Origin of the sequence: Flavobacterium sp. DG2-3 (assembly GCF_030730925.1) — a bacterium.
In the GTDB taxonomy this organism is placed as follows: Bacteria; Bacteroidota; Bacteroidia; order Flavobacteriales; family Flavobacteriaceae; genus Flavobacterium.
Genome location: NZ_JAVAMB010000001.1, coordinates 276,454 through 288,741 on the forward strand (window position 1 = coordinate 276,454; position 12,288 = coordinate 288,741).

Below are 12,288 nucleotides of genomic sequence, written 5' to 3' on the forward strand. Positions count from 1 at the left end.
TTTTGCCACGAATTCACGAATTATAAAAAAAATTAAATTCGTGAATTCGTGGCTATAACTTTATTTTACCCACTCCGTTTTGAAAGTGGTTTTTCCGTTTAATGGATTTGCGTTTACTTCGAAATTATTTCCGTTTTTGGTTACTTTGATTTCTTGTAAGGCGTCTCCGTTTGGCAGATACACTTTCGCGGAAGCGGCATTTGTTTTATCACTAGCAAAAACTTTAAGCGTCAGTTTGCTCCAATCCATATCTTTTGTAGACTGCGCTAAACCGATGTGCGGAATTGCTGTTCCGTCTTTTACCAAAACAATAATCGGAATTTCACCCGCTTTGATTTTATGCCATCCTGATTGGTATACTTTTTTAGTTTGGTAATCGATCCACGTTCCTTCTGGAAGGTACACGTCTCTTTCTTCAACCTCTTCAAAAAGCGGTGCAACCAACATACTTGAACCGAATAAATATTGATTATCAACCAACCAAGCTCCTGGATCGTTTGGATATTCTACGAATAAAGCACGCATCATTGGCAATCCTTTTTCTGAACTTTCTTTGGCTTGTGCGTAGATATATGGCATTAATTCGTAACGCATATTATCAGCTTTTCTGAATCCTTCCAAGAAATCTTTGCTGTACAACCAAGGTTCGCGTGGTGGTTCCCCATGGCTTCTTACGTGAGAAGTTAACATGCCGAATGGCGTCCATCTTCTGTAAATATTCTCAGGAGATTTAGTTGCGAAACCTCCAACATCATGACTCCAGAAACTGAATCCAGAAAGACCTAATGAAAGTCCGCCGCGTAATTCTGCCGACATAGCGCCGTTTGTAGTTTCAGAATCTCCTCCCCAATGTAACGGGTAACGCTGCGATCCAGCCCAAGTACTTCTCGCCCAGATTAAAGTATACCCTTTTTCTTTCTGCGTGATTTCAGCAACGGCTTTGTTGTAACGTAATGGGTATAAATTATGTTCGTAGAAACCTGTTCTTCCAGAATGATAAATTCCATCTGGCGGTGCAGCTTCACCAAAATCTACTTTGAAAACGGCAACACCTTCGTCAAATAATTTTTTCAGTTTGCCTTGGTACCAAGAAATCGTTTCTGGGTTTGAGAAATCTAAAACTGCATCTTCGTAAGGAAGATTTCCTTTTCTGTCTCTTACTGCCAAATTCTTGTCCATTATTTCTGGAAACAATGTATTCTTTGGAGTGAAATACGGCAATTGCCAAAGACAAACTTGGAACCCGTCTTTCTTTAAATCAGACATCATTTTTGTCGCGTCTGGGAAACGGGATTTTGCAAACTCGTAATTGTTTCTCCAATCTACATCAAACCAACCAGTATCGAAGTGAATTACGTCTGTTGGAATTTTGTATTTTCTTAAATCTCTGGCAACGTCACGTCCTTCTTTTTCTGAGAAATACGTAATACGACTCATCCAGAATCCAAATGACCAAAGTGGCGGCATAGCTGCTTTTCCCGTCAAATTGGTATATTGGTCTAACACGTCTTTTGGTTCTCCGATAAAGAAAAACAAATCGGCTTCGTCATCGCCAATGTACATTTCGTTTGCACTAGAAAAGTACTTTCCAAAATCAACTGTAATTGGTGTTGAATGATGCATGAAAACTCCGTAACCACGGCTGCTCATATAAAACGGAATCGGTTTGTACATCGTTTCATTTTGGATTCCGTTGGCGTCATCTGTCCATAAAACTACTTTTTGTCCGCGTTTGTTGAATTGTGTGAATGATTCTCCACAACCAAATATTTTTTCGTCCGGTTCTAAACTGAACGCAGCACCCATACTTCTTGAGTAATCGCTGTTTCTGCGAACATAAGAAAATGGAAGTGTCGGCGTATAGGTATTTTTAAAATCGGTATCGTGAAGTGTGCTTGTCAATAATTTTCCTTTTTCATCGTAGATTTTTACGTGCCAAGGTTTTGTCAAAATTTCGACTTTTCCGTGTTTGCTAGTGTAGCTGTGACCTCCTTCGATTTTAGCATATTTCCATAATTCAGGATGATTTGGTGCCACACCGTCAACCAACATTAAAGATTCTTTTTGAGGATGAAATTGCGGTCCAGAAGTGGTTTTGATTCTAATTGTTCTATCAGAAACAAACTGAATTTCAAAAGGCAAAACTGGAGATTCTGCGTATTCTGTTGTTGGGAATTCGTTGGCTTTTTCCACATCTGGTTTCATCATCATATTGTTGAAAGCCTGACGTGTTTTGTAATTGTATCTCAAATATTTAATAGTTCCTTTTCCTGTTGCCGGGTCAAAAGAAGCTAGTTCATCTGCAAAATAAAAGGTGTTCAGGTAGTTCTGAAAATCTTTACTGATATCGATCGGTGCGTTTAATACGTCTGCATTCTGAATTTGTGCTGAAGCATTTGGAACGGTTAGAAGTCCGAAAGCACAAATCGAGAACAGGGTTTTTAAATGTGATTTTTTCATTGGTTGTTTTTTTTATTTTCCATCCTGCAAGGTTTTCAAAACCTTGTAGGTTTAAACTTTTACTAATTTTTAACACATAGAATCATAGCTTTTCTTTGCGTTAAAAAGGCATTTCATTTGTTTAAAAGCACATAGCTGTATGTGTTTTTAACCACAAATTGCGCAAATTTTCACAAATTATAATTCGCGGTAATTTGTGTAATTTGTGGTTATATTTTCTTTTTAAAATCTGTTCGTTAAATTCATACCTACAAGGTTTTTCCCGACGCTTCGGGATTGCAGGAGAGCCAAGTTATTATTCTGCTGTGATTACAATTGCTGCTTGTTTTAATCCGTTTGCTTTTGCGGTTAATTCTAATCTTCCTGTTTTATTTGAAGATTGAATTATCACCAAACATTTTCCAGCCAACGCCGTATGTTTTGTTCCTTTATACGGTTCGTGACTTACTGGATCACCGCTACAAACACCAACGATTTTTCCGTCTCCTTTTAAAGAGAAATTAATTTCGTTATTCGCATTTGGCGCTAATGTTCCTTTATCGTCTAAAATATCAACTGTTACAAAAGACAAATCATTTTCATCAGCTTTTATTGAAGCTCTGTCTGCAGTTAATTTTAATTGCGAAGGATTTCCAGCAGTTTTGATTTCTTTTTCTAAAACTACTTTTCCGCCTTTACGAGAAACGGCTTTAAGCGTTCCTGCTTCAAAAGGAATTCTCCACATTACATGTAAATCATCACCTTTTTTAGCTCTTTTTCCAACTGATTTTCCGTTTACGAAAAGTTCGACTTCATCGGCATTATTGTAATAGGCCCAAACATCAACGGTTTGTCCGACTTTCCAGTTCCAATGTGGGAAAATGTGAAGAACATCTTTTGTTGTCCATTCACTTTGGTACATATAATAAACGTCTTTCGGGAAACCGGCTAAATCGACAATTCCGAAATACGAACTAACCGATGGCCATTCGTACGGCGTTGGTTCTCCGATATAATCAAAACCGGTCCAAACATACATTCCTGCTAAGAAATCGTGTTTTTTAATGATTTTCCAAGTTGCTTCGTGCGTTGAACCCCAAGGAGTCTGCACTTGGTCGTAAGCTGAAACGGTATTTCCAGGATTTCCTTCTGTAAATTTAAGATCCCATCTTACCGGCCATTTTTTTATGGTATCTGAAACGGCATCATAATATCCTCTTGTCTGTAAACCTGAAGTCGTTTCAGTTGCAATGAAAGGCGTTTTTGGGAAATTTTTCAAATGGTGTTCAAATGTCTGATGCGCGTAATTGTAGCCAATCAAATCTAAAACTCCTGATCCTGCAAGCGGATTAATAGAAACATCTTTTTTCTCAAATTGCAAAGTCACGGCATCGATATTCATATTTACTGGCGGATTCATTCCTGCAGTAAGTGGACGGGTTTTATCGTACTCGCGAGTGATGGCTGCTAATTCTTTTGCAATTTCAACACCTGTTTGGCTCCATTGTTCTGGAATTTCATTTCCAATACTCCACATAAAAATACTGGCGTGATTTCGGTCGCGCAGTAATTGATCAATTAGATCTTGTTTGTGCCATTTGTCCCAATCGTTTCCGTAATCGTATTTGGTTTTCGTTTGTTTCCACATGTCAAACGCTTCATCCATCACGATGAAACCCATTTTATCACAAAGTTCTAAAAGTTCCGGAGCGGGAGGATTATGAGAAGTTCTGATTCCGTTTACACCCATTTCTTTCAAAATCTCTAACTGACGTTCGATAGCGCGCGTGTTGATTGCTGAACCTAATGGACCTAAATCATGATGCATACAAACTCCCTTTATTTTGACTTGCTTTCCATTCAAAATAAAACCTTTGTTCAAATCAAATTTAAAATCTCTGATTCCGAAAATCGTTTTGTATTGATCGATTATTTTATCGTCAAGCGAAATTTCGGTAACTGCTGTATACAATTCTGGTTTTTCATCCGACCATAAAGATGGATTCTCAACCTCAGCTGATTGGTTTAAAGTTTGATTTTCGCCAGCATTGATCGTTATATCTTGAGTAACCGATGTTACTTCTTTGTCTTCTTTAAAAATAGTGGTAATTACAGTTGCCTTTTTGTTTTCAGCATATTGATTTTTAATTGTTGTTTCAAAATTAACTGAAGCTTTTTCGGCTGTAACTTTTGGAGTTGTAATATAAGTCCCCCATAATCCAACGTGCAATTTATCTGTGGTTTCGATCCAGACATTTCTAAAAATTCCAGAACCCGAATACCAGCGTGAATTAGGCTGTTTTGAATTGTCAACCTTAACAATTATTTCGTTGTTTTTTTCTCCATAATTTAAAAACTTAGAGATTTCATATTGAAAGCCAATATAGCCATTTGGACGTTTTCCTAAATAATGACCGTTTACCCAAACTTCACTGTTTCTGTAAACGCCATCAAAAGTAATTGAAGTTACTTTTGTGCTGTCTTGTGCAGCAACTTTAAATGTTTTTTTGTACCAGCCTAAACCTCCGTTAAGCGATCCTCCACCGTAACCGCCAGGACTTTTTTCATCAAATTTTCCTTCGATGCTCCAATCGTGAGGTACGTTTAAAGTTCTCCATTTGGTTGCAGTTCCGATAGTGTCTTTATCAATTATACTGTCATTAAGATGAAAACTCCAATCTGCATTAAAAGAAACTTTTCTGTTTACAAATGCATCTTCTTTTTTAGCGCAAGAATTCAAGAAAAGAACTCCAGCTGCAATTGCCCATAAACGTATATTTTTTATGTTTTTTCTAATATGCATAGGTACTTTTTATTTTTTGGAATTTGAAGATAGAAATAAAAAACGATTTCATTTATTTCTTCATAAAATAATTTAAGTCTCAGTCTTAAAGCATATTAGAAACATGTTTAAAACTGAGACTTCAAAACTAACTAACTTATGATTTTGGCTTGTAGTGGAATACAATTAAGCAAACTCCTTCACCAGTTCTACTTTTGTCTCGTATAACAGCAAGTCTCATAGAAGTTGCTGTAAGCTCAACTACTTTTACACTGATCCAGTTGCTGCAGTCTCCATAATAGTCTCCACCATAAAGCATTTCTACTCCACCATTAAAAACTAATTTATTATTTGCAATATCAAATGAATAAGTTCCTTTTTTTGTTGTTTGATTGTTGTTTGCAATCGCTGTTTGCGTAACAGAAGTATTGTAATTTCCGTTCAAATCAAAATACATTTGTCCCCAATCTTTATTTGCCATTACCCAAGAATTGCTTGCATAGTCTGGCAGCCAGCTCCAGTTATCTCCAGATGCAGCTGGGTAATCTAAACCTGCCCATCCTACTGGATCAACGAAATCTAAAACCCAAGTTTTACCAGCAACACCATTTGTCAGCATTTCCCATTTTGGATCTCTAAAATAAGATTCATCATTTTCGGGAACATTTACTTCAACCGGAGCCGCTTCTACAAAACCTCCTCTTGTGTAGGCTGTGTAATAGATTTTATATTTTCCTGCAAAAGGCAAGATTACTTGGTCTGTGCTTTTGTTCGAATATCCTAATTCATTTCCTGATGCATCTACATATTTCCAAAATGCAATAACAGTTGGGTCATCACTTTTAAAATTTACAAGATTTTTGTTTGTAGCATCTTGAGTGATAGAAAACTTAAGGGTTTCTGGTGTCAAAGTAACTGCTGGAAGGCTTTCGCGATCATCAATTGCTTCACATGAAAATAACAGCGAACCAATCGTAACAGCTGCTATTAAAATATATAATATACGTTTCATAGTCATTTTGTTTTAAATTAATTCCAACCTGGATTTTGCTGAATAGTATTGTTCGAAAGTACAATCTGAGACTGTGGCAAAGCAAACCATCCTAAAGTTTCTGGTCTAAAGGTTACTGCAAACTGAGAGTCTCCAGTATTGTTATCAATCGCAGCTTTCATTGCTGGCATTCCTTGTCTGATTAAATCAAAATAACGTAATCCTTCCAATGCCAATTCTAAACGACGCTCTTCCATAATAGCAGTTTTAGTTACCGGAATTCTATGTGTTGTGTTTTTGAAAGCACGATCACGAACTCTGTCTAAATCTGTTTGCGCTAATGCATCATTCGTACCCAAATTCAATTCAGCTGCCATTAATAAAACATCTGCAAAACGAATAATTGCATAATCTTGATAGTTGTCAATTTGGAAATTTCCTCCGTTTGCCTCAACAACTGCTGTTCCAGCTGCATTGGTAATCGGACAATATTTTTTCCAAGAATATCCAGTGTACTGGCGCTGTTCTCTCGCCTGAGCATCAAAATTTAAATTTTCTCCTGCGTAATCAATAAACGAAGCTGCTTTTCTAGAATCTCCCGTTTCGTAAGCATTTACCAATTTAGGGTTAACCGTTGCTCCTCCCCATCCTGTTGCATATCTTCCGATTGAACCGCCACGAGGCGCAATGTTTACTTGAAAACGGTTTCCTTCATGAAGATCCCAGTTTCCTTTTCCAGATCCGTTAAAACGAACTGCCCAAACCATTTCTGTATTGTCTTCTCCAGCAAAATTTTCGAAAGAAGCTGCTAACCAAAGATTAGCAAAATCAGCCACTAATCCGTGACCACTATTATTTACAGCATCATTAATATAAGTTATGACTTGTGCTTTTGTTACTACACCAGCCAAATCTGTTTTGCTGTAAGCTCCAGTGTAGAATAAAAATGTTCTAGCCAAATAAGCTTCAGCCGCCCATTTTGTAATGCGTCCGTAGTTTGCATTTCCTGCTTGCGAGTAATTTTCTGGTCCTAAATTGTCTGCAGCAAATTTTAAATCGTTTGCAATTAAAGCATAAGTCACTTCTGGTGCTTGTCTTGGCAATTCGAACTCACTTGTAGTTACAGTATGATCTAACGGAACAATATCTCCGAACATTTTTGCAGCTTGGAAATGAAAGTGTGCTCTTAAGAAACGCGCTTCAGCTTCGTAACGAGTTTTCAAAGCAGTGTCTGCTCCCCAATTTACTTTATCAAGATTTTCTAACAAAATGTTAGCTCGGTAAATTCCAAGATAAGAGTTTGTCCACGTTAAAGCGTTCATATCTTTATCTGTATTGTATTGAAAGCGATCCCATTGCAAATCTACTGTTGGATCTGCAATTCCAAATCCACCGAAACAGTTGTCAGAAGCTTGCTCACTTACGATCAATTGTGTACCGTAAGCTTCTCTTTGCAAAATATCGTAAACCGCTACTAAGCCTTCAAAAGCGTCAGAAGGAGTTTTATAAAAATTCTCCGTTACTTTATCAGTGTATGGTTCATTTTCTAAAAAATCTTCCGAACAAGAACCCAAAACAAGTAAGCTTGAAAGGGCAAATAATTTTATATATGTTTTCATGATTTTCAAAATTTAAAAGTTAACATTTACACCCATCATATAGGTTCTTGGCTGCGGATAATATCCAACATCAATTCCTTTAGCCCAAGATTGATTTACGTTTCCGAAACCAATTTCTGGATCCATTCCTTTGTACTTCGTGAAAGTATAAATGTTGTTTCCTGCCACATACAATCTGAATTTAGAGAAGAAACTTAATTTGTTTGTTAACTTCGTCAAATCACATCCGATTGTAGCATTTTTAATTCTGAAGAAATCTGAATCCTGAATATACAAATCAGAGAATTTAGTATAGTTCCCGTTATCGTCTGTTCCGTAAGTTACTCTTGGAATTCTGTTAGAAGTTCCTTCAGTTGTCCATCTGCCTAATACTTCTGTAGTGTTGTTTGTGTAAGCACGAGTGTAATCATGAACTCCAAAAACGTTTTGTCCACCAGCGATACCGTAAGTATTAATAGAGAAATCAAAAGCTTTGTATGATAATTCTAAATTAACACCGTAGTTAATATCTGGATTCGGATCACCAATTTGTGTTTTATCATTAGCATCGATTTTTCCGTCATTGTTTAAATCTACGAAACGAACGTCTCCTGGCTGTGCATTTGGCTGAACGCCCGCCGCAACTTCAGCTGCATTTTGGAAAAGTCCATCTGTTTTTAATCCGTAGAAATAACCCATTGGTTTTCCAACCTCAACACGGTTCATTTCGTCTAAACCTTGGAATAATACGTTAGATTCTCCATGAATGATTCCTTCGTTATTTGCAATTCTCAACACTTCATTTTGGTTACGAGAAAGGTTTGCGTTTACTGCAAAATTCCAATCTTTTCCAAAACGTGTGCGGTAAGATAATCCAATTTCAAAACCTTTATTGCTTACGTCTCCACCATTAATGTAAGGTGCAGTTGCTCCCGCATAAGTTGGGATAGATGCCAATACTAACCAATCTTTAGTTTTCTTGTCATAGTAATCGAAAGTCAAAGTAAAGTTTGTGAATAATGTAGCATCAAAACCTAAGTCTAACTGCTCAGAAGTTTCCCATCTAAGGTTACGGTTTGCTAACTGATCTGGGCTTGAACCTACTAATAAAGTTTCGTCACCCGTTCCGAAATGGTACGTTTTGTCTGTTGAATTTACTGTTGACAAATAAGCAAATCTTCTACCAAATTGGTCGTTACCATTTTGTCCCCAGCTTGCTCTTAATTTGAATGTATTTAAAACTTTGTTTTCTTTGAAGAAAGCTTCTTTATCTAAATTCCATCCCGCAGAGAACGATGGGAAAATAGCATATTTGTTGTCTGGACCAAATTCTGATGAACCGTCACGACGAACTGTTGCAGAGAATAAGTATTTATTGTTGTAATCGTACAATAAACGTCCGAAGTATGACTGAATCGCATAATCTTTACGATTTCCTTTTACCACATTTGATGTTGGGTCTTTTGCGTTATCTAAATAAGCATGCTCAAAATCATCAAAAATCAAGTTTCTTCCTTGACCTTCCATATAATCTGAAGTGTTCTTTTTAGCAGAAGTACCAACTAAAACATCAAAATTATGAGAACCTGCAATATCAAATTTGTATTGAAGTGTGTTTTCAAAAATCCATCCTAAAGATTTTGTAGCACTTTGCGTTACGCTCGAAACCGTGTTATTATCATTTGATGAAAGAGAATAAACAGGTCTGAAAGAACGGTAGTTGCTATCTGTCATATCAACACCATAACTGGTTCTGAAAGTAAAGTTTTTTGCAAATTTCAATTCAGCAAAAATGTTACCTACATAACGATTTGTTTTAGTCTGATTGAAGTTGTTGTAATATAAAGATCCAACAGGGTTGCTAATATCTTGAGAAATGATAGAACGAGCAAAATCTCCATTTTCGTCATACGCCTGATCAATTGGCGCAGCGTTTAAGAAACTTCTAATTGCATTGCTGTAGATTCCGTCATCTGCAACACCGCTTGATTTGATGTTTGATAAAGTGAAGTTTTCACCAATTTTCAAATAACCTTTAATTACTTCTGAAGTAGAATTTACAGAAAAAGTAACACGATCGTATTGAGATTGATTGGTAGAACCTCCAATCATACCTTCTTGTCCGTAGTAAGACAAACCAGTTGCAATAGTAGATTTTTCGTCACCGCCTGTAATCAAAAGCGAGTGATTTTGTTTCATTGCACCTTCGTTAAAAAGATCTTTTTGCCAATCATGATTTGGAAATCCAGCAATTTGCTCTTTCGAATATAATGGAGCATATCCAGAATTTACACGAGCTTCGTTCATGATTGTTGTATACTCTTGTGTATTCATCAAATCTAGTTTTTTAGCAATTTGCTGAAAACCTGTATAAGAGCTGAAAGACACATTCATTTTACCATCTTTTCCTTTTTTAGTTGTAACCAAGATAACTCCGTTTGCCGCTCTTGCTCCGTAGATAGAAGCTGCAGAAGCATCTTTCAAAACGTCAACCCTTTCAATAACAGACGGATCAAGATATCCAATTCCGTTATCTACCACTACACCATCAACCACATAAAGAGGATCGCTGTTTCCTGCTGTACCTGCTCCACGAATATTTACCACCATATTCGCTCCCGGCTGACCAGAAGATGAAGTTACAGAAACCCCAGAAGCCTGACCTTGTAAAGCATTTACAACATCAAGACTGGCAACTTGCTGGATATCTTTTCCAGATACCAATGAAGTTGCAGCAGTGTTTACTTTCTTCTTTTGAGTACCGTAACCAATTACTACAATTTCTTTAAGTTCCGCAGTTTCTGGATTCAAAACTACATTCACAACTTTTTGAGTTCCAACCGTAATATTCTGTGTTTTGAACCCCACAAAAGTGATTACTAAAACATCTCCTGTTTTAGCCTCCACTTTATATTTTCCATCAAAATCGGTAACAGTACTCGACTTTGTTCCCTGTACTTGTACAGTTGCTCCGGGAACCCCAAATCCGTCTTCGGAAGAGGTGATTGTCCCACTTACAGTTTTGGATTCTTGCGCAAATCCAAACTGCATCATAAATACGCTAAGCAGCACCGCCATAAAATATGGAAGCTTTGTTGTTTTAATACAATTTTTGCTTTTCATAATAAGAATTGATTAAGTTTAAGTTATAGTTAGTAATCTTTACCCTAAGAGAAATCTGGAAAACTTCCCAAGCAGGTCATGCCAAAAATGAGGGCCTGAATCTCATTTCTAACATTTAGTACTTGCAACGACTATATGCAGATATTTTGAAAACTAAATCTTCATCCTATCAAAGCCGATTTAAATTTTACTTTTTGCTGTTGTTGTCAACATCCAAAAACCAATCGAAACCAACTTTTAAAAAAACAATTGTGGTAAGTTTAAGTTAAGTTTTATCTTTGCCTTTTAAACTTATAGTCAATTTGAATTTATCTTATGGTAAATTTGACTACAAGTGTAAAACAAATTTTCTATATTAACAAAATATTAGGGTTATTTTTTTTCGATTCTGATTAATCCTAATTCATTTTTATTAATGTTGTAAAATCTAAACAAGAATTGAAATAATTATTAAAGAAAAAACAACGTTTTATAAAATTGACAATCAGCCGTTTAAGAATACTCATAAACAAAGCAGTTTTTTAGCACATTTTTAAATGCTTGATTTTCAAAATTTTGTTTCGTTAAAAAAAATATAAGGCTTTCAAAAAGGTTAATAATGATTTTATTTATTTAATTTGTCAAAATTTATCTCATATATGGTTGAAAATGTAGACGACAAAACTGCTCAGAAAAATGAAAACAGTGCGATGAATGCCATCACGATTGACTGTGTTATTTTCGGTTTTGACAAAGGCAGTCTTGAAGTACTTTTGGTGCAACATGCCGAGGGTATCAGTAAAGGAAAGTGGGGACTTCCAGGTGGATGGATTTATAAAAAAGAAAGCACAGACAATGCCGCTCATCGTTTATTGAATGAGCTTACAGGTCTTGATAATATTTATCTGGAACAGCTGAAAGCATTTGGAGATCCAGACCGTTTTCCGCTGCGACGCGTTATCACAATCGGATATTATGCTCTTGTAAAAAGAGAAGATTATAACATTAAGGCAGGTTTTACCGCTTCGGATGCGAAATGGTATAAAATCAATGAAATTCCAGATCTGATTTACGATCACAATGAAATTTTAGATTACAGTATAAAGCATCTTAGAAATAAAGTTCGACAAACGCCAATTGGTTTTAATTTACTGCCAGAGAAATTTACCTTATTGCAATTGATGCACTTGTATGGAGAAATTTTAGGAATCGAAATGGACAAACCAAACTTTAGAAGAAAAATTCTTCACATGAAACTTCTGGTGGCATTAGACGAAAAACAGCAGGATGTATCGCACAGAGCGGCACAATTGTACAAGTTTGATCCAGAAATCTATGAAAAACTAACTGAAAAAGGATTCAATTTTGAATTCTGA

Annotated in this window: 6 protein-coding genes; 1 reads left to right on the forward strand and 5 read right to left on the reverse strand. The window is 36.3% G+C overall.

The features are described 5' to 3' along the window. Positions 1-60: 60 nt before the first annotated feature. The 5 genes from Q9Q97_RS01230 to Q9Q97_RS01250 all read right to left on the reverse strand — a co-directional run bounded on the left by Q9Q97_RS01230 (position 61) and on the right by Q9Q97_RS01250 (position 10,933). Positions 61-2,460: an alpha-xylosidase gene (locus Q9Q97_RS01230; protein ID WP_306153628.1), complete on the reverse strand. Its 2,400-nt coding sequence runs from the start codon at positions 2,458-2,460 to the stop codon at positions 61-63. A gap of 295 nt (positions 2,461-2,755) precedes the next feature. Beyond that, positions 2,756-5,242, reverse strand: a complete 2,487-nt coding sequence (locus Q9Q97_RS01235) for a glycoside hydrolase family 2 TIM barrel-domain containing protein (protein ID WP_306153630.1) — start codon at positions 5,240-5,242, stop codon at positions 2,756-2,758. A gap of 136 nt (positions 5,243-5,378) precedes the next feature. Then, positions 5,379-6,233 (reverse strand): hypothetical protein, encoded by an 855-nt coding sequence (locus Q9Q97_RS01240; RefSeq protein WP_306153632.1) that lies wholly within the window; start codon positions 6,231-6,233, stop codon positions 5,379-5,381. A gap of 17 nt (positions 6,234-6,250) precedes the next feature. Then, entirely contained in the window at positions 6,251-7,831 is a 1,581-nt protein-coding gene (locus tag Q9Q97_RS01245; protein WP_306153634.1) for a RagB/SusD family nutrient uptake outer membrane protein, read from the reverse strand. Positions 7,832-7,843: 12 nt separating this feature from the next. Beyond that, positions 7,844-10,933: a TonB-dependent receptor gene (locus Q9Q97_RS01250; RefSeq protein ID WP_306153636.1), complete on the reverse strand. Its 3,090-nt coding sequence runs from the start codon at positions 10,931-10,933 to the stop codon at positions 7,844-7,846. A 638-nt stretch (positions 10,934-11,571) separates the two neighbouring features. Between Q9Q97_RS01250 and Q9Q97_RS01255 the strand changes: the two genes are divergently transcribed. Further along, positions 11,572-12,288: an NUDIX domain-containing protein gene (locus tag Q9Q97_RS01255; protein ID WP_306153638.1), complete on the forward strand. Its 717-nt coding sequence runs from the start codon at positions 11,572-11,574 to the stop codon at positions 12,286-12,288.